Raw genomic sequence first — 19579 nt, forward strand, 5'->3', positions numbered from 1 at the left:
AATGAAAAAACTCGGGTACACTAAAAATCTTAGTATACCCGCCGTTTTATAAAAAGCTATAAACTTATTGCGCTTTCATTTTCGCTAGATTTTCCTGCCATTTTGTAGTTTTGAATGCAAGAAGCTTGTCATAACCAGCTGCTTGAGCATCCTTTTCCGCTTGATCTAGAATAGCTAGCACGTCTGCGTCGCTCTTAGCGAACAATGCTTTTGCTCTAACTTCTAGGTAAAGATCTTCAATACGTTGACGGATAATGCCTTCCTCTGTTTCCGGCTGTGGATCAATGTTGATAAATTCCGTAGCATTGGATTGCGTTTTCCACGTAATTTCACGTTGGTAACGAGTCGACCAGTTTTGCTGCTCTACCGGCAACGTAGCTTCGAACTTCGCTTTTGTTGTATCTAGGAATACGGTGTTACCAACCCAGTTCAGGTTAGTCGTAATCCCTTGAAGCTTCGCAAGCTCGCCTGCTTCGGAAGTGTATTTATCAGTGAAAATTGGTGTTTCTCCATCAGCTTCTACGCCATCCCAATAGATTCCTGGAGGTCCCCACATCAATGCGCTTTGTCCCTCAGCACCAGTCAACCAGTCATAGAAAGCAAAGATTGCTTCTGGGTTTTTAGCTTTTTTCGTAATTACAGTTACGTTCCAACCTAGCATACCATAAGTTCCAGGGAAAATTTTATTTTTATCTAGGCCTTCTTTATGAATTGGCCAAATCATGAAGTAACCAGCTTCTGGATCGTTTTTCACGAGCTCAGCATGTGCTTGCATCGCGATTTCAGTCGGGCTTGCTGCAGCGAATACAGCTACACGGCCAGTCATTACTTTTTCTGTAATTTGATCGATCGTTTGCGTCATCGCATCTTGCGTAATCAACTTCTCACGGAACAGTTTAGCCGTATACTGCAACGACTCACGGTATTGCGGATCAAGGAAGATCGAAGTCAGCTTGTCGCCGTTAGGTACAGCACGCATACCTGGGAACTTCTGATCATTTTCTTTGAATGCGGAGTATAGGACGTCAAGACCTTGTCCATCTTTTGCAAGATGCGGCTCGTATGGAACGACGTTCGGATACTTTTCTTTAACAAGCTTCAAGTAGTTGTAAAGATCATCGGTTGTTTCCAGCTTAGGAGAACCAAGCTCCGTATAGATTTTTTTGTTTACAACATAGCCTGAGTTACCATTCGGCTGCTTTGTATACCAGTTAGGGAACTGATAAAGCTTGCCATCCTCCGAACGAAGCATGTTGATGCCTTCTTCACCCAGCCATTTTTTCAGGTTAGGATATTTTTCGAGGTAGTCGTCAAACGGTACAAGCAAATCTGCGCTGCGCAATTTCTCTACATCTACGCGCTCTAGCCAGATTGCATCAGGCAAATCGCCTGTAGCGATCATGGTGTTCAGCTTCTGAGGAGCTGCACCGCCGGAATGAATCGGTTTGACATTAACTTTCTTTGTATCTCTTATCCATGTGCTTGTAATATCGCCACCCCATGTTGGCATTGTATACCAATCATAGTGACCATAAAGGGTAAAATCGAGCTGCTCCTTGCCTAGCTCATACACGGATGCAGGTTTGTTTCCGCTATTCTCTTCCGTTTTGTTATTAGCTGCTGTTTCTCCGTTGCCGGAATTACCGCTATTACCGCTGCAGCCTGCCAATAAAGAAACGGCCATAAAAGCGGAGACGATAGGGACAAGAAGTTTACTTTTCGCTTTCATCTGTTTAAAATCCCCTTTCAAGCTCATTTTTATATGTTCAAAGCTTTCGCTTTAAACTTCTTTTCATACTTTTCCCGCTACTCTTTCAGCGATCCAACAAGAACGCCTTTCACGAAATACTTTTGCACGAATGGGTATACCATAATGATTGGGATCGTAGCTACCATCATTGTCGCCATGGACAATGACTTGCTCGTTACCGTTCTCATTTTGGCCATTTGGCCTTGTGCCGCTGAATCCAGCTGAGACATCTGATCGGAAACGATGTTTGAGTTCAATATTTGCTTAAGCATCGTTTGTATAGGAAGCAGCTTCTCATTGGTAATATAAATACTAGGACCAAACCAATCATTCCAATGAAAGACAGCTGTGAACAGCGACAGCGTAGCAATAACCGGTCCAGAGAGCGGAACAACGATTCGGAAAAAGATACCCCAATTGCCGCTTCCGTCGATTTTCGCCGATTCCTCAAGACCTGCAGGCAAGCCTTGGAAGAAGGTACGGAATATGATCATGTTCCATACGCTGATCAGCGAAGGAATAATGAACACCCAGAACGTATTCATAAGGTGAAGCTCACGGATCAACAAGAATGAAGGAATTAGACCGCCAGAGAAGTACATCGTAATGATACATAGAATCATGTAAAATTTGCGGCCCATCAATTCTTTCTTAGAGATCCCGTATGCGAAAATGGCTGTTAGAATAATGGATGCTGCCGTACCGACAACCGTACGAGCAATCGATATCATAAAGGCGCCAATCATTCTATCGTCTTTAAATACGATGCCGTAGTTTTCGAGTGTCCAAGCACGCGGCCAGAACGTTACACCGCCCATTGACGTGTCAATACCGGTATTGAAGGAAATGACCAGCGCATTCCAGAAAGGATAGAAGGTCATAAAAGCTAATAATGTTAGTAAAATGTAGATGGTTACCGTCATCACGCGGTCTCCAAAGCTGAGCCTGATCACTGCATCCTCCGCCTTTCCGGGCTAATTATAGTCTACCACAAGCTGCTGCCGGCTCTGCGTGCCAGATAGTTCGCCATCGTCAGAAGTCCAACGCTGATCACGGCTTTGAACAGTCCTACCGCAGTAGCGTACGAGTATCTTGAACTTTGAATACCGACTCGATAAACGTACGTATCGATGACATCAGAGACGTCTCGGAGCACCGGGTTAACGGCAAGCAAGAGAATATCCTCAAAGCCTGCATTCAATAGGTTCCCTATCGCCAAAATCATGAAGATAAGGACAACCGGCATGATGGAAGGCAACGTGATCAAAAAGATTTGTTTAAACTTGCTGGCTCCATCCATCGAAGCCGCCTCGTACATGCTTGGGTCAATGCTGGCGATAGCCGCCAAGTACACGATGGAGCCAAAGCCGATTTCCTTCCAAACGCCAGTCGATACGAGTATGGACCAGAATAATTCCGGAAGCGATAAGAAATTGATCGGTTCTTCAATAAAATTCATTTTTTCAAGCAAAATGTTTACGCTGCCATTATCCGTCGAAAGCATCGACATGATCAATCCCGCGACGATTACCCATGACATGAAGTGAGGCAGGTAGCTGACCGTTTGTACGAGTCGCTTGAACATCATGTTCTTCACTTCGTTGAGCATTAAGGCCAGCGCGATCGGTGCCGGAAATCCAATAAAAAATTTCAACAAGCTTATAATGATCGTATTTCGCATGACTTCAAAAAACTCCGGGGAGTTGAAAAACATGTCGAAATGCTTCAAACCAACCCACTCACTCGCAAAAAAGCCCTTAAAGATGCTGTAATCCTGGAAAGCCATCAATACGCCATACATCGGAATGTAGCTAAACACAATAATGAGTAACAATGCAGGCAACACCATCATTTGGATGTCCATTTGCTTCAAGAATCGCAAGAAAACGTTTTTAGTTTTTGGTTTAATTACTAGTTCGTCTTTAACGGAAAGCTGCGCCACTACTCAATCCCCCTTGCTCTTGTTGTTCTTCTTGTATTTTATCGTGATACCTAAAACACGAATAGCTATCTGAACAACTATAAATGATACTTTTCAATCATCGAAGTAAGCGCAATCAATTAATTTGTGACAAAAAAAGCAGCAGGCCGAGGCAATGGCCTTGTCCTGCTGCTTTTTCATTATGCATCTCGTCTGCCGTAACTAACTGCGAAACGTTTCATTTTGCGATAGGCCGCTGGGTCGAGCTGTTTGAGCGGATAAAATTGCGGATGATTCGAGTTCACCTCAAGCACCCACAGCTGCTGCTTTTTGTCGTAAGCGAAATCGACGCCAAGCTCATGCATGCCCGACCGTTTCTTGCTCAAAGTATGCGCGATTTGCAGAGCGACACGGCTAAGTTTCCCTACGCGGCTTGCGGTCTCGGCTTGTGACAGGCCTTGTTTTTTTCCCAGCTTTTTCATCGATAAAATAGTGCCGCCTTGATAATGGTTCGTAACGATTTTATTGCGTGCTCCGACCTTGACGATTAGGCCCGTGCAGACCCAAGTCCCTCCTGGCTTCCGCTGCACCATCGCTCGAATATCGTATGGACAATCGTTCACATGATCCAATGAAATCCCTTTTTGAATAATTAGCTTAGCCGACCTTTGCTTCTTTATCCGATCATAGATATCAAAAATAGACTTGTAGAGACTGCGTACTTGTTTCTTTTTAACAATCTCATACAGTTCATAATCCGAATCGTTCTTTTTGACTTTAAAGATGCCAATCCCATGAGACCCTATGTCGGGCTTAACATAAACCATTTCATAACGATTTATCATCATCTCCAAATGCTCAAGACTAAACGAAACGGTTTGCGGCACGTAACTTTCCAGCATCGGATTGGAGGATAAGTATTCACAGACTCGCTGTTTTCCTCGTATATTGCGGCTCGCATAATTTTTTTTGTACAATTCCATTCACCTCCATTTACTATATGTGAGAGAGGTCTATAGCAATTGTACGAATGTTTATAGATAGAAAATATAGTAAATTGAAGGAATGAACACTTCGGCTGGAACATATTGCTTCTTTTATTCGTTATAATGTAGTTAATAGCTTCGTTATAAATTAATTAATACAATCGAAAGGTGTGTAGTAATTGTTTCGTTTAAATGAGGTATCCAAGCCTATCCGAACTTCTCTTCTCGTAACTATCCTGCTCGTATTCGCAATCAGCACCGCGTCCGTACTTATTTATGGTGATCATTTTTTGCTTGGCACCTATGAAAAACTAAATAATGATGACGTGAAGTATGTAAACAGCGCCAAAATTTTGTTGAATAAGCATACGCTTGCTTATAACAGCGGCGAGTCCCCGTCCTCCTTCATTATGCCTGGGATGCCTTTTGTTTTGTCAGGCTTAATGTTGATTTTCGGACAAGGTGAAGCTGCTGTGATCGCATTTCGAATTTTGCAGGCAGCGCTGCAGGCCTTCTCTGTTTATCTCATTTTTGTCATTGCGAATCAGTTGTTTAACAGCAGAGCAGCTCTTATTGCCAGTATCGCAACCGCGCTATATTTACCAGATTATTTCTCTTCTGGCGTTATTTTGTCCGAGACGATATTCCGAACGATATTTATGCTGTTAATTTGCTTCAGCCTGCTTGCTTTAAAGAGCAATCAAACGAAGCATTACATCATCGTCGCCGTGCTCGTCGTATTAGGCTGTTACTTTAAACCGCATACCGGACTTTTTCCAGTTGTGTTATTTCTATTATGGCTGTTCAACAAGGTTTCCTGGAAAACGATCGTCAAGCATACGGTTGTCATTTCCATAACGATGGTACTGCTGCTCTGCCCTTGGTGGATACGCAACTACATCACATTTGACGAGTTTATTCCGTTCACCAAGTCTGCCGGAAATCCTATGCTTTTAGGCGCTTTAATTAATAATGCAGCTCCCGCGCAGCCATTCTTCGACGCTCACCCGGAGTATCCGGGACGCGATAGAGCCAGCCTGTTTCTAGGCTCAGATGATGCTATGGCCGATACAGCGAAAAAAATTATGCGCTACGGCTTTACGAACCAGCCAATGGATTATTTGAAATGGTATACCACCGATAAAATAAAAGGGCTGTATCTCGGACCATACTATTGGAGAACGGTGTTCGACATCCCCATTGTGTACGTCTATCCGATGCATACGTTAATGACGCTGATTGGCACAGCTGGATTGCTGCTCATGCTTGTCAGTGCCATTAGGAAGCGTAATATACCCTATTTGCTTTTGCTGCTGACATTGGCTTATTTCACCGTTATTTATATTCCATTCGTCGCCTTCTCCAGGTACGGCTATCCGAATCTGTTTCTAATTTTCATAGCTGGGGCGTATTTGATTGATCGGATGATTAGTATTCGAGTTAACAAGCGCTTGGCAGCGGGGAAAGCAACGGCTAACTTGTGAGTTGCTACCAACCTTTAAAGGCGTTTACTACCAGACCTTCAAAGGCGTTTACTACCAGACCTTCAAAGGCGTTTACTACCAGACCTTCAAAGGCGTTTCGTACCCTCCCAAACCCTCCCTGCCTAGGGAGGGCCCCGAGGCGCTGCGCCCTCTGGACACCCGCACGGAGTAACGTTGAAGATAATGAGGCGCTTGACCGAGACTTCTGCGTTGGAGCGCTTTCGTCCCCTTGGGACACGCTTTAATTTGGTGGTGACATCTAAATTAGTTTTCAAAAGAGCCCTGATTAGTTATCCCTACATCGGATAATTGATCAGGGTTCTTTGCGCTTGTTGGCTACGTTGTAGTTTGTACAACGCAATCGGGCAAGTTGAGATGGGAGGAGGTGTGGAGGACCGATTCTGTTGTATTTTTTACAACGTAGATGCGAGGTTGGGTGTTGATGTTAGGTTTCTATTGTAGAAAGTACAACAGAAGCATCCGATACTTAGTGCCGGCCGCCTGAGCTGCCGGCGCAGCAATGCCTGCGAATTATGCCAGAACCATACAAAACACCATAAAAATACTTATAACCCTGTTATAGTCCCCACTCCATGCCCCTTATCCGAATAAAGCGCTAACATATGTTAAAGCCAGCACGCTCTATTTGAGTTACATCTATACCTTTAAAGGATATGGATAAATCTACAAGCAATACAAATGCAAGATTTATGCAGGTATTTTAGTCGCTTTGTTAAAAGGTTTGGATTAATCGCACTTTCTTTTCAAGCCGCATTTCTGATCCATTTTTTTATGAATATGTTTCTAGCATCCTCAATTGACAATAGGTAGGATATCCACTACTATTTACTGGATAAATCGAAATATCGCACTAAAGCATATATGAAGCTCGCTATCAGCAAGTGATTTTGTAGCATGAGCGTACTTGTAATAAAGGAGTCCTGTGATGAACATTAAAACCATTGCGCAGCTTTCCGGGGTATCCATCGCTACGGTGTCAAAGATTATCAACAATTACACAGACGTAAGCCAAGAAACGCGCAAGCGGGTCCTAAAGATTATGGAGGAGAATGGCTATAGGCCATCCTCATCTGCGAAAACGCTTGCAACAAAGAAATCAAATCTAATCGGCGTCGTGTTCGCCGGCAAATTAAATTCGGAGCTCAAGCATCCGTTTTTCATCGACGTTATCGACTCCTTTAAGAAACAAATCGGCTTATTCGGGTTTGATGTGCTGTTGTTCTCGAATGAGAAATTTTTTGATACAAAAGAAGATTACCTCGCGCGGTGCCGGCATTTCCATGTGGACGGCTGCATTATTATAGCCGGTGACGAAATCGAGCCCAGCGTGCACCAATTAGCCGCATCCGATATTCCGTGCGTAGGCCTCGATATTAAGTTTTCCGGGCCCAACTTCTCTTATATCATGTCGGATAACGACAAGATCTCTTCCAAGGTCGTGGAGCATTTCTACATGAACGGCTACCGAGATATCGGATTCATCGGGATAGAGCGCAAGTCGGAGGTCGCAACCATAAGGGAAACGGCATTCATGAAGTCACTGCGCAGCTTCGGCATTCATGCGAATCCCGAATGGATATTGCACAGCAAGGAATATGACGAGGAAAGCGGTTATCAGGCGATGAAAGCGCTGCTTGTGAGCGGCTCTGCGCTTCCGAAAGCCATCTTTACGATCTCTGATATTCTGGCTTTCGGTGCCATGCGGGCGATCAAGGAGCATAATCTCTCCATCCCCGGCGACATCGCCATCATTGGCTGCGACGACATCGACGCCAGCAAATATACGGACCCATCCCTTACGACGCTCAGGCAGGACAAAGAGAAGTTTGGCCGTCTCGCAGCGATGATGCTCTTTGATTTGATAAATAAACAAACCGAAGCGCAGAGCATCGTGGTCGATACCGAATTAATCATTCGCAAATCATGCGGCAGCCTGTAAGCATACCAAAAAACGTGTTCTATTCAAATAACGAATAGAACACGTTTTTTTTATTGGCCTAACAATATTTTCGCATAAGGCGAATCAATCGGAATCATGATGACCGGCTCATTTTTCAAAGTGGTCGCGTAGCTTTCCAGCGTCCGATAGAAATTGTAGAACTGCGGATCACTGCCATAAGCTTTGTTATAAATGATGGCTGCTTCACGTTCGCCTTCAGCGACGATTTTTTTGGCATCGGCTTGGGCCTGAGCGAGCAGCTCCGTCGCGGTGCGATCCGCCTTGGAAGTAATTTTGCGTGACTCCTCGTCTCCCTCGGACAAATAGCGGGCCGCAATCGATTGGCGATCCGAAATCATCCGGTTGTACACGCTCTGCTTATTTTCCTCCGGCAAATCGGTCCGTTTGATGCGGACATCAATGACTTCTATTCCGTAATTATCCCGTGTCAAAGCGGATACTACATCCTTCGTAATCTCGTCGTTGATGTTGCCGCGAGCAGTATTTTCGCTGATGATATTATCGTAATTTACCTCCGACAGCTTGCGCCGAACAGAGTTGTATACCGCCTCATCAATCCGCTGAATACCGCCGCTTACCGACTGCACGGTTCTCAAAAATTGCGATGCGTTGGTGATGCGCCATACCGTATAGTTATCCACTACGATCGGCTTCTGGTCCTTCGTCAGAATCGTTGTCGGGCTGCTCTCATACGTCATTTGGTATTTAGGCAGCGTCGATACGTTCTCAATGAACGGAAGCTTAAACTTAAGACCCGGCTCAGGTACAGCTCTCATCGCTTCTCCGAACCGAAGCACAACCTTATATTCGCCTTCCTTTACGATATACATCGAGCCAGAGCCCAAAATAACGATCACAAGCACGATGATTAGCGTCAGCCATTGTTTTCGTTTCATTGTGCGCCACCTCCTTGCGGAGCTTCTGCGACTGGCGGAGTAGTTGCAGGCGGAGTCGCCGCGCTGCCCGTTCCACTGCGCAGCAGCTCATTCAGCGGCAAGTAATTTACCGTATCGCTGTTAGAATTCGTAATGAATATTTTCGCATTCGGCAAAATTTTCTCAAGCGTCTCCAGCACGAGCCTGCTTTGGGTCACATTCGGATTTTTTTTGTACTCTCCGAATATCGCATTAAACTTGGCAACGTCACCCTCCGCGTTCAAGATCCGCGATTTCTTCTGCCCTTCCGCATTCTCAAGAAGCGCCTGCGCCTCTCCGCGCGCCTTCGGTATGCGGTCATTCTCATATTTTGCGGCATTGTTGATTTTCGTGTTTTTTTCCTCGCGCGCGTTCGTTACTTCCCTGAAGGCTTCCGCTACCTGGCCGCTTGGCGGCTCGATATCCTGGAACTTGATATCAATGATTTGGATGCCTGTCTTGTACTTGGCCTGCAGCTCGATCAGCTTCTCCCTAACCTTGTCCTGGATGACCGTCTTACCGTCGGTGATCGCATAATCAAGCTTCTCTGAACCGATGACGGAACGGATCGAGGAGCTTGCCGCATTGCGCAAAAATTGTTCAGCATCTGCAATGTTGTATAAGTAGTCGTGAATGTTGCTTATCTTCCACTGAACAACCGCGTCTGCCGATACGATGTTTTCATCACCGGTTATCATCATCGCCTCTTCATCGACCGGAATCGCTTCCGAGCCTTCCTGGCGGTAACCGATATGAATCCGCTGCGTCAGCTCTGCCGGAACGGTAATGACCTGCTGTATCGGATAAGGCCATTTGAAATGCAGTCCTGCCGAGGTTTCCCCCGAATATTTGCCGAACGTTAGAATGGCAGCCCGTTCTTGCTCTTGCACCGTATAGAAGGATGACGTTCCTATTAAAATGACAACCACTGCCGCAACGATACCAACGACGATTTTCTTCACGGTGCCCGGGCTTAATTCCGGCGGCCTGCGGCCGCTCATACCAAGATTCTGTTCTTGATTTTGATTCTGATCCGTAAAGCTCAATGATCTCTCCCCTTTCAAGCGTCTGTTATATTTTTCAAAATAAAGACTTCGGGGATAATACGAGAAAGTCAGGCAAAGGTCACGGATTTTTGGCAAATTTTCTTATTTTACTTTAATAACAACCTAATCCCTTCGATTATCTGCGAATTAAGCCGTCTTTATCGCCATTATGCTTGTTTATATAACAGAAGCTTAGACTCTGCCGGCGCCAGCACAATACGATGCTCTACGTCCTCCGGCCCAATGCGCCATTCCTGTCCGCTCCATAAATCCAATGCTATTATCCCCTTAGAGGAATCTATGCCCGTTCTTGCAAATGATGCGACCTTGACGCTCTCGTTCTCAACATCAAAATTAAACGCGGCAACGAAGGTGCCTTCCTCGCCGCTTAACACGAACAGCCCTTCGCTTTTGCTGCCGCTTCTGCCCTCAACCGGACGGAAGGTTTCACCGCGCCGGGCTAGCGCCATGACCTCTTTGTTGGTCATCAACAGCTTTGCCCGCTGAGCTGCCTCCTCCATGCGGTAATCATCGCCCAGAAGCAGCGAGGTGCCGGCAATGACCGCACTATTCAACCGGCTTCTACCTTCATGCTCGCTGATGGCGCGCTGATTGTCGCTTTTGTAAAGCACGACATGATCGGGATCATTAAAGCGATAGAGGCTATCGTTGATCCACCAGCCATAGGTGAGCGCATTGAGCATATATTCGGTATCGTCAATCGTCCCGAACGCATCGCAGGAAACGCGTCGGCTATGCGCATAACCATGCGGAAACAACGGAGCAATGGACAAATTGATCAAGAAAGGCCGTCCGATCCGCCCTGGCGCCAGCGTCTCGCTGATAGCGGCCATGCCGATGTTATACGCCTGAATACCGGTTCTTACGTTAGCATCATAGAATACGCCCTCCATAGCGCCATGCGTCAGAAAGTCCAGCTTCACGTAATCAAAGCCCAGCTCCACGAAGCTCTCCAGCTTTTGTTTAATTCGCTCGAGTGCGGCAGGGTGAGTCGGATCAATTGCGAATGCGCCATCAAGCTTCGGAAGCGGCTGCCCTGCACGATCCTTGATAAGGATGTCCCGGTAAAGCACAGCTCCGTCCGTTCCTTCAACAGGCGTCATCGGATCGCTTCCCCAGAATGCGAATGGCGTATAATAAATGCCCGGCTTCTGGCCGTTTGCCTTCACCCGTCTTACCGCATCGTTCAACTGCTCGTCACTCAGGCTATTCCAGAACGAATCGAAGTTGACGTACAAGCTCCCATTGTCATCAGCAAAACCGTTTTGCTGCAGCTCCTTGGCGAAAAAATCCGAGGTATGCGTATAAACGTCATAATCGAGCTTATCCATGACAGCAGACCAGCTGTTCCAGCCCATTGGCACGCCGCCTTCCCATGGAAGAGCAGGGGACAGCACGGCATTTGCCTTACCGTACGCCTCCAGTCCGTCGCGGTAATCAGGGAAAGCACCTACAAAAATCGTCGGCGATACGATGCTTTTGCCGCGAATAGAGCCATGAGCTACCGTATCTCTCGTCTGCATGTCGGCTGCTCCGCCATATACGCGAAGTCTGCCAACCGCTTCCGCAAACGTTCCCTCTACAACTAATCCCGTTTTCCAGCAGTCATGGGTTACCGAGCCAAGGACGAAGCCATTTCTGCTTGTCGAACGGTAAATGGCTGTCGTCTCATAGCTATGTACGCTGCAAGGAATGGCATGGGAGGCAAAGCGTACCCATTTATCATTATCAAACGGGACGAACAACGCTCTAATCTCCTCGCTAGAGTCTGTGCCCTCAGCAAACCGTACTACGCTTCCATCATTCAAATAGGCAGCAAGCGGCGTCAGCTCATTTGTCTCCCACTCAAATTCGCTTTCCACTTCCAGCTCGGTCAGCAAAAAAGGAAGCTGCTCATATATGCGAAAATGCTGGCGCATTGCCGGCTTGCCAAGCTCCTCATGCTCAAAGCTCCAACGCACGCCCCTGCCGAAGCCATCCTCGATTGACGAAGCCGAAGCCTCGTTTATCCTGTGCTTGCTGTAATACGTAGATCGCAGCTGGTCAAGTCCGTAACGGGCCTCCGCGTACAGTCCGATTAGCGCTTCGCCGCTGCTCCAGCGCAGTGTCACGCTGCCATCTTTCATATTCGCTATTGCCTGAATGACGCCATTACCGACGACATACTCATCCTGTACTTGCTCCAGTTTGATTTCCCCAAAGTTCATCTTTTATCAGCTCCTAGGTTGGAATTAAAGAAGGCCGGCTGCGCCGGCCCCCCCTCATGCTTTGCTTTCGATTATTTCCAAAGCTCCATGCGGGCTTGGTAATTCGTTGTATAAATAGCCTCAACCTTCTCGTCGCCGGCTGCTTTCATGTCGCTCAGCATTTTATCAAAGATGCTGCTTGCTTCCTCGGCAGACTTCGCCATAACCGCTTTCGTCAGCGCTTGCTTCATAATGTCGGTCACCTTCTGCTCATTAAGCGCTTCAGGCGTTCCGCCCTGTGGCCCCAGACCCTCGTAGATAACCGAGTCGTATACGGAATCGGATAGGTTCTTGAGCGCCATTTGATCCACTGCACCCCGTTGATAGCGGCCTGGTAAATCATAAGGCGTTCCATCCGATCCATTGCCGTTTTTAATGAACCAAGTCCATTTGCGAATGCCTGTTTCTTTCGCGTATGCATTCCAATCATCCTTAAAGCCTTGCAGCACTTCTGGGCGAGGCGTATGCTTGCCGTCCTTCATATCCCAGTGCTGGCCTTCGATGCCCCACATCAATAAATATTGGCCTTCCTCGCTTGCCAAAAAGTTCATAAATTGCATCGTGCGTTCCGGATTTTTATTTTTCTTCGTAATGGTGATCGCATCCCAGCCCAGCGAACTCCGACCGCCATAAGACGTTTTGCCTGGATCTACGCCATCCGCTACAACCTTGTAAGGGAACAACTGCGACTCTTCGCCGCGATCCTTCAATAGAATGGTGTTAGCCGCACCGGGATCCCAGAAAGAGCCTGTAGTCGACAAAATGGTTCCTGTCGCCAGCTTCTGCTCCCATACCTGCTTTTTATTGATTGCCCATTCCTTATCCAGCAAGCCAGAGCGGTATAAATCGTTCATATAAAGAATCATGTCGCGGTATTTCGGGTCTTTTACGTCAAACTTGATTTGCCCATTGTCCTCGAATAAAGGCATTAGGCCAAACATCCCTTTGAATGTGTTGAACGAACCGCCGAAGTTTTCGCCGTCCATCGTTAACGGGATCGTATCCTTGCCATCCATCGCCTTGTATTTCGCTTTAAAATCTTGCAGCAGCTGCTTGAATTCGGATTGCGTGAAAGGCACGCCGCCTTCCGCTTTATCGGGAGCCAGCTCCTTCAAAATATCTTTGCGGATATTGAAGCTGTATACGGGCTCGTTCTCAAATCCGTACCAATTGGAGAGATAATAGTTTTTTCCGTCCTTATAGCGCGTTTTGTTCAGCACGTCGCCATACATTTCCGTTACATCGGGTCCATACTTTTCGATCAATTCATTTAATGGAATAATAGCACCGGAATCGATATATTTATTGACCAGATCGCTTCTGCGATCGAACAATATAATATCGGGCAGGTCGTCGCTTGCAAGCATCAAGTTAAGCTTTTCCGCCGGATTGCCGGTCGGCTGCTGGATTTCAACCGTGATTCCCGTACGCTTCGTGATTTCCGCCGCAACCGCGTTTGTGAATTTGTCGGATGTATTTTTATCAAAGAAGGTAAGGGTCAAAGGCTCGTTCGAAGGCGCATTCCCTGAACCGTTTTCACTTGCAGCCGGGTCTTCATTATTTTTCGTATTGCTGGAGCCGCAAGCGGATAATACGGATAATACAACGATTAAGCTTAGAAACAGAATGATCCGTTTTTTAATTTTCATAGTAGAAATCCCCCTTGTTGTGATTTTATTATACTACCATTTCCATCAAAAGCATTTTGCTCAAAGGTCCCATCACCTCCAGTAATTAATCCGAAAAATTTAGCTTTTTACCGCGCCTAGCGTCATGCCTTTAACGAAGTACTTTTGAAGGAACGGATAAACCATTATTATAGGAAGAGTCGCGACCATGGTAGCAGCCATTCGAATCGTATCCGGCGACACAGCCAAACGTTTGGTGGCATCGGCAGCCTGCTGCGCATCGCCAACCATCGCGCTCGTTTGATATTGGTTCAAAATTTTGACCAATACCGCCTGCAGCGTCTTTAAATCGGGGTTATACGTAAAGACATACGAATCGAACCACGAATTCCAGTGCATGATCGCCGTGAACATTCCGATCGTCGCAAGCACCGGCGTCGTAAGCGGAAGGATGATCCGAAAGAAGATTTGCAAATAATTTGCCCCGTCTATCTTAGCCGATTCGTCCAGCTCCTGCGGCAGCTGCATCATGAAGGTGCGCACGATAATCATATAAAACACGTTCATCATGCCCGGCAGGATGAACACCATAAAGCTGTCGATCAGATGCAAGCTTTTGAGCACCATGTAATAGGGAATGAGCCCTCCCCCGAAATACATCGTGAACACAAAGTACAACGTCCAGAACCGGTTTCCGACCAGTTCGCGCTTGCTAAGGGTAAACGCCAGCATACTGATGACAATGACCGCAAGCGGCGTGCCTATTACCGTTCTCAGCACCGTAACCTTGATCGCGTTCCAAATCTCGCTATCCGACAAGATCTGCTTATAGCTCGCCAAGCTGAAATCCCGCGGCCACAAGTATAAATTGCCTCGCAGCGTATCCTCGGCGCTATTAAGCGAAATGATAAAGATGTTCCAGAACGGATAAAAGGTTACGATAAAAACCGCGATGATGAATAGATACACGATGGACATAAAAAGAAAATCATTTTTAGCTTTTATCATGACATGTTCTCCTTTGCATTGTTTTTCGTTAGAACAGCGTCTGCTCGTTCATCTTTTTGGCCATCGTATTTACGCTTATGACGAGGATGAAAGCGACGACCGACTTAAACAAACCGACAGCTGCACCGTAAGAGAACATCCCGTTCTGCAGACCATATTTGTACGTGTACGTATCGATGACTTCCGAGTACTGAAGCACCGTATTGTTTTGGAGCAGGTACTGCTGGTCGAAGCCCGCGTTCAAAATGCCGCCTACCGCTAAAATCGCAAGAATGATAATGGTAGGTTTGATGGACGGAAGCGTAATATGCAGCATTTGCTTGAGCCTGCTGGCTCCGTCTACCTTCGCCACCTCATACAGCTCAGGGTTGATCGCCGAAATGGCGGCTAAGTACATAATGGCGTTAAAGCCCATGTCCTTCCATGTGTTCCCAATGGCGATAATCCACCAGAACAACGGACCATTTTGCATAAATTGTATGGGCTCGTCGATGAACCCAAGCCCCGTCAAAATATTGTTGAGCACGCCTCCCGAGGAGAGCACCGTAATGATGATATTCGCTGCTATGACCCATGAAATGAAATGAGGCATGTAGGATACGGTTTGAAACGTCCGCTTGAACCAGCCATTGCGGAGCTCATTAATCATTAGCGCTAGAATGATCGGCATCGGGAATCCGAAGATGAGCGACAGGAAGCTTTGGGCCAGCGTATTGCGCATCACTCTATAGAAATCACCGTTCGTAAAAAAGTAATTGAACCATTCAAGTCCAACAAACTCCGTCGTGAAAAACTGTCCGAAAAAGGATCCTCCGCCAGGGGAGTAATTTATGAAGGCCATGTACAAGCCAAACATCGGCACGTAAGAGAATAAAAGTGTTACGACCAAGGCCGGAAGCATCAGCAGATACAATAAACGCTGCTCCTTCAGCCTGCCCCATACATTCGAGTTTCGGATTCTGCTCTTGCGATTTGGTGGAACGGATTTGCTTGGTTCCGCTTTCAATATCGATTCCATGTTATAGCCTCCTGCCAGTCTTGCGTTGCTTTGTGTTCTCATTATAGGCCCCGTTATGCGCCCCATTCTATACAAGCATTTAACGATTCATATTCGAAAGCGACACACTTCCGCATGCTCCATTGTTGAAATGCGTCATAGCGGATAAACTAGTAAAACATCCCGATACATGATAAAAAGGTGGGGACAGCCATGTACAGTATTTTAATAGTGGATGACGAAGCCATTGAACTCGAAACGATAGAGCACTATGTGCCTTGGGACAAAATCGGCATTACCGTCGCGGGAACGGCGCGAAATGGCAAAGAAGCGCTTGGCAAGCTTGCCGAATTAAAGCCGGACATCATCTTAACGGATGTTCGCATGCCCATTATGGACGGACTTGAATTCGGAAGACGGGCGAAGCAAATAGACAAAAACGTCAAAATTATCTATTTGAGCGGACATAACGAATTTCAATATATTAAAGCGGCGCTCAATATTGAGGCGACCGGCTATTTATTGAAGCCTATCGACATGGAGGAGCTTCTTGCCTTGCTCGAAAAGGTGAAGAAAAAATGCGAGGAGGATCAATTAGCAGATCAGGGCGGCGACTGGCTGCGCGAAAAGCTGATGATGCGCATAATACGTGAACCCGAACAGGAAAAGAGAGATGATTGGACTCGCAAATGGGAGCTGAGCGCAACCGATTTTATTGCAAGCAAAGCGTATGCAGCCGCTTATGTTACCTTCGACTCATCGGCAGCTTATGCCAGCGAAACGGCGCTCCCTGCTCCATTAGCCGCAGCCGACAGAACAGAGCTGTTTCGATACGCGGCAAGGCTAAGACTCGATTCCTTTATCATTGTTGAAGCCGAACCTCATGCATTATTCGTTCTCTATCAATGGAAGAACGAGCAGAGCGCCATACAATCAACGGCAGCCCACTGGGAGCTGTTCCGCGAGCAGCTTGGACCGCAAATGACGATAGGCCTGTCCGAGCCGCACATCGGCTTTCACCTCATCAGGAATGCCTACTTGCAGGCGCGGGCCTGCAATGACGAGAAATTTTACAGGTTAGGCGGAGCGATCATCACACCCAATGATTTAAAGCCAACCAAGCAAACGGATGATGATGGCGAGCAGATCGCTGCCCGGCTTGCCTCCGCTATTCAATCAGGTGACCATGTACAGGTGAGCCTGCATTTGGAAGTGCTTTTCCAAACGATTAGAGAAGAAAGAATTGATCGAAATTTCGCGATTCGGTCTATCATTCGCCTATTATCCGCATTGGAACAGCATTTCTCGATGCTTCTGGCAGGCTCGCTCAAGGAATTGCTGCTCGTGGACCATTGGAAGGAAATTTCGTCAATGGGCTCCTCCTCGCACATGCAAGCCTACGTCATGCATTTTTGCGATGAGATGAGGAAGGCGGCAAGCGAGAGGGATGTCGACCGCAACCAAGCGGTTGCCGACCAAATCGTGAAGCTCATTGGCGAGAGGTACCATCTCCCGCTCACTGTTGAGGAGATTGCGAAGGAGGTCTATCTTTCACCGAACTATATCCGCACTATTTTTAAGGAGAAGATGGGCGAGACGATTCTTGATTATTTAACGAAAATACGGATGAATCGGGCTGCTGAGCTCTTAAAGGATAAATCGCTTAAGGTTCGCGAGGTTGCAAATAATGTCGGGTATGAGAACGTCTCTTACTTTTGCTCCATCTTCCACAAGCATAGAGGCAGCACCCCTAACGAATATCGGAAAATGTATTTATAGGCTGGAGTGAGAAAGCATGAAAAGGCTAACAGGATGGCTGACTAGGCCTTTTAACAATTTGCGGCTGCGGGAAAAGCTGTTTGTCATGTTTTTGCTTGGCGCGATTATCCCTTTGCTGTTTTTTGTATTGTATTCTTATCAAACGATCAAGAACGAGCTATCCGACCAAATGTATACGAATTCCGTGTCGTCTGTCGCTCAAATCAATTCCAATTTGGAAAATAAGCTGGATGCGTACACGAAGCTTTCCGCAACCCTTTATTTAAACACTACGCTGCGCGCTTACTTGACGAACAACTACACAGAGGATCCTTCCCTGTATGTCGACGCCTATCAGTACATCAACAACACGTTCTCTAATATGCTTACTACGAATCCAGACATTCATTCGATTTCGATTTATATCAATAACGATTCATTGCCAGCCGACGGCATTTATATTAAAAAAATGGATGATGCATTCAGAAGGTCGGCTGTTTATCGGTCGCTGCTCAACACTTACGGGAACGTCCGCTTTGTGGCAACGCCGCCCGCGGTTGACCAGCCGTCCATGTTCACCCTGACGCGGATGCTCAATATTAGCAATCTCGACAATGCGTACGGCATTTTAACGATAAACATATTGGAATCGGATATATTCCGATTGATGGAGAAGGAAACCTCCGAGAAAACGACATTGATCGTTAACGATAGCGGCATCATTATGTCCGCGAAGGACAAGACGATGTTGAACCGACCGCTGCAGCAATATGTGACGGATAAATTTCCGAGCGGCAGCCAGGGACGGTTCGATAGCACTTTTAACGGTGAAAAAATGCTTGTGGTCTACAATACGACCAAATTCGGCTGGAAGAGCGTCGCGCTTGTACCCTACAGCAGCTTCCTTGCCAAAGCCAACAATACCGCTAAGCGGATTTTGATTTATGCGCTGATCAGCTTTGGCGTTATGGCGCTGCTTATCTACGTTACAGCTCGGCTGTTCACCAAACGTGTCGAGTACTTGGTCGGCATGATCCGCCGTATCGAACGGGAGGAATTCGACCTCGTCGACATTCGGCCGCTTGGACGGGATGAGATCGGACAGCTGGGGAATGTGCTTCGAAAAATGGCGCAGCGGCTCAGCAATTTGATTTCTGACGTGTATAAGAAAGAAATCGATAAGCGGGAAGCCGAAATGAACGTGCTTCAAGCCCAAATCAACCCGCATTTTCTGTACAATACGCTCGCGTCCATCTCCTCGCTTGCCATTCGAAATTCGGATCAGCGAATGAATAAGATGGTGACCGATCTAGCTAAGTTTTACCGGATATCGCTTAACAAGGGCAAAAGCAAAATATCCATTCACGAAGAAATTCAGCTGACCCGCTATTATATCGCCATTCAGCAAGTACGCTTTGCTGATCTTATCCGCGTGCATTACCAAATCGATGAGTCGGTGCTGCCTTGTCCCATCGTGAAGCTAACGCTGCAGCCGTTCGTGGAAAATGCGATGAATCATGCCATTTGGGATGACAAGCTTGGTATTTCGATTATGATCAAAGTCTACCGCGAAGGTCCTGACATCATTCTCAAAATCATTGACGATGGCATGGGCATGCGGATGCGGGGCGAGAGCGGGAATGACCTTCCAATTAGCGGCGACACCCTGTCGGGCTACGGCATCCGCAACGTGGACAATCGGATAAAGCTGCTCTATGGCGACTCCTACGGCGTCTCGATATACAGCAGGCTGGGCATTGGCACGACGGTCACGATTCGGATTCCGGGACGCTGAGACAAAATCAACCTCGTCCATAAAAGAAATCCCTCGAGCAGAGT

14 protein-coding genes are annotated in these 19579 nt (G+C 46.9%); 4 read left to right on the forward strand and 10 right to left on the reverse strand.

The genetic code is table 11. The features are described 5' to 3' along the window. Positions 1-64: 64 nt before the first annotated feature. The 4 genes from HI950_RS10490 to HI950_RS10505 form a co-directional block, all read right to left on the reverse strand. Positions 65-1729, reverse strand: a complete 1665-nt coding sequence (locus HI950_RS10490) for an extracellular solute-binding protein (protein ID WP_169083683.1) — start codon at positions 1727-1729, stop codon at positions 65-67. Positions 1730-1806: 77 nt separating this feature from the next. After that, on the reverse strand, positions 1807-2703 hold the full coding sequence (locus HI950_RS10495; RefSeq protein WP_169083682.1) for a carbohydrate ABC transporter permease: 897 nt from the start codon (positions 2701-2703) through the stop codon (positions 1807-1809). Between the two features lie 32 nt (positions 2704-2735). Further along, positions 2736-3692: an ABC transporter permease gene (locus HI950_RS10500; protein ID WP_169083681.1), complete on the reverse strand. Its 957-nt coding sequence runs from the start codon at positions 3690-3692 to the stop codon at positions 2736-2738. A 179-nt stretch (positions 3693-3871) separates the two neighbouring features. Further along, on the reverse strand, positions 3872-4654 hold the full coding sequence (locus HI950_RS10505) for a YheC/YheD family protein (RefSeq protein ID WP_223285201.1): 783 nt from the start codon (positions 4652-4654) through the stop codon (positions 3872-3874). A 182-nt stretch (positions 4655-4836) separates the two neighbouring features. Between HI950_RS10505 and HI950_RS10510 the strand changes: the two genes are divergently transcribed. Together HI950_RS10510 and HI950_RS10515 are read left to right on the forward strand one after the other, a co-directional pair. After that, complete coding sequence (locus HI950_RS10510; RefSeq protein ID WP_169083679.1) at positions 4837-6141, forward strand: glycosyltransferase family 39 protein; 1305 nt, start codon at positions 4837-4839, stop codon at positions 6139-6141. A gap of 946 nt (positions 6142-7087) precedes the next feature. Next, positions 7088-8101, forward strand: coding sequence for a LacI family DNA-binding transcriptional regulator (locus HI950_RS10515; protein ID WP_169083678.1), 1014 nt, complete (start codon positions 7088-7090; stop codon positions 8099-8101). A gap of 50 nt (positions 8102-8151) precedes the next feature. Here the strand turns inward: HI950_RS10515 and hflC are convergent, their stop codons facing one another. The 6 genes from hflC to HI950_RS10545 form a co-directional block, all read right to left on the reverse strand. Continuing rightward, positions 8152-9018 carry a protease modulator HflC gene (hflC, locus tag HI950_RS10520; RefSeq protein ID WP_169083677.1) on the reverse strand — a complete coding sequence of 289 codons (867 nt, stop codon included), beginning with the start codon at positions 9016-9018 and terminating at the stop codon, positions 8152-8154. Further along, positions 9015-10082: an FtsH protease activity modulator HflK gene (gene hflK, locus HI950_RS10525; protein WP_223285202.1), complete on the reverse strand. Its 1068-nt coding sequence runs from the start codon at positions 10080-10082 to the stop codon at positions 9015-9017. Before hflK ends, hflC begins: the two co-directional genes overlap by 4 nt. A gap of 167 nt (positions 10083-10249) precedes the next feature. Continuing rightward, positions 10250-12310 carry an alpha-amylase family protein gene (locus tag HI950_RS10530; RefSeq protein ID WP_169083676.1) on the reverse strand — a complete coding sequence of 687 codons (2061 nt, stop codon included), beginning with the start codon at positions 12308-12310 and terminating at the stop codon, positions 10250-10252. Between the two features lie 71 nt (positions 12311-12381). Then, positions 12382-13998 carry an extracellular solute-binding protein gene (locus HI950_RS10535; RefSeq protein WP_169083675.1) on the reverse strand — a complete coding sequence of 539 codons (1617 nt, stop codon included), beginning with the start codon at positions 13996-13998 and terminating at the stop codon, positions 12382-12384. 99 nt (positions 13999-14097) lie between these two features. Then, the gene (locus tag HI950_RS10540) at positions 14098-14985 is read right to left on the reverse strand and encodes a carbohydrate ABC transporter permease (protein WP_169083674.1); all 888 of its coding nucleotides are present in this window, start codon (positions 14983-14985) and stop codon (positions 14098-14100) included. Between the two features lie 28 nt (positions 14986-15013). Continuing rightward, a complete protein-coding gene (locus tag HI950_RS10545) occupies positions 15014-16003 on the reverse strand; it encodes an ABC transporter permease (RefSeq protein WP_169083673.1) in 990 nt (329 codons plus the stop codon). 192 nt (positions 16004-16195) lie between these two features. On the opposite strand from HI950_RS10545, the gene HI950_RS10550 reads away from it, so the two are divergent. Then, the gene (locus HI950_RS10550) at positions 16196-17761 is read left to right on the forward strand and encodes a response regulator (protein WP_169083672.1); all 1566 of its coding nucleotides are present in this window, start codon (positions 16196-16198) and stop codon (positions 17759-17761) included. 16 nt (positions 17762-17777) lie between these two features. Continuing rightward, on the forward strand, positions 17778-19535 hold the full coding sequence (locus tag HI950_RS10555) for a sensor histidine kinase (RefSeq protein ID WP_169083671.1): 1758 nt from the start codon (positions 17778-17780) through the stop codon (positions 19533-19535). Positions 19536-19579: the final 44 nt, after the last annotated feature.

Origin of the sequence: Paenibacillus sp. PL91, assembly GCF_012935325.2 — a bacterium.
Taxonomy (GTDB): Bacteria; Bacillota; Bacilli; order Paenibacillales; family Paenibacillaceae; genus Pristimantibacillus.

Excerpts from the sequence above, each read along its gene's own strand:
- HI950_RS10490 (WP_169083683.1), bottom strand. The coding sequence starts at position 1,729 with ATGAAAGCGAAAAGTAAACTTCTTGTCCCTATCGTCTCCGCTTTTATG.
- HI950_RS10505 (WP_223285201.1), bottom strand. The coding sequence starts at position 4,654 with ATGGAATTGTACAAAAAAAATTATGCGAGCCGCAATATACGAGGAAAA.
- HI950_RS10515 (WP_169083678.1), top strand. The coding sequence starts at position 7,088 with ATGAACATTAAAACCATTGCGCAGCTTTCCGGGGTATCCATCGCTACG.
- hflC (WP_169083677.1), bottom strand. The coding sequence starts at position 9,018 with ATGAAACGAAAACAATGGCTGACGCTAATCATCGTGCTTGTGATCGTT.
- HI950_RS10530 (WP_169083676.1), bottom strand. The coding sequence starts at position 12,310 with ATGAACTTTGGGGAAATCAAACTGGAGCAAGTACAGGATGAGTATGTC.
- HI950_RS10535 (WP_169083675.1), bottom strand. The coding sequence starts at position 13,998 with ATGAAAATTAAAAAACGGATCATTCTGTTTCTAAGCTTAATCGTTGTA.
- HI950_RS10540 (WP_169083674.1), bottom strand. The coding sequence starts at position 14,985 with ATGATAAAAGCTAAAAATGATTTTCTTTTTATGTCCATCGTGTATCTA.
- HI950_RS10545 (WP_169083673.1), bottom strand. The coding sequence starts at position 16,003 with ATGGAATCGATATTGAAAGCGGAACCAAGCAAATCCGTTCCACCAAAT.
- HI950_RS10550 (WP_169083672.1), top strand. The coding sequence starts at position 16,196 with ATGTACAGTATTTTAATAGTGGATGACGAAGCCATTGAACTCGAAACG.
- HI950_RS10555 (WP_169083671.1), top strand. The coding sequence starts at position 17,778 with ATGAAAAGGCTAACAGGATGGCTGACTAGGCCTTTTAACAATTTGCGG.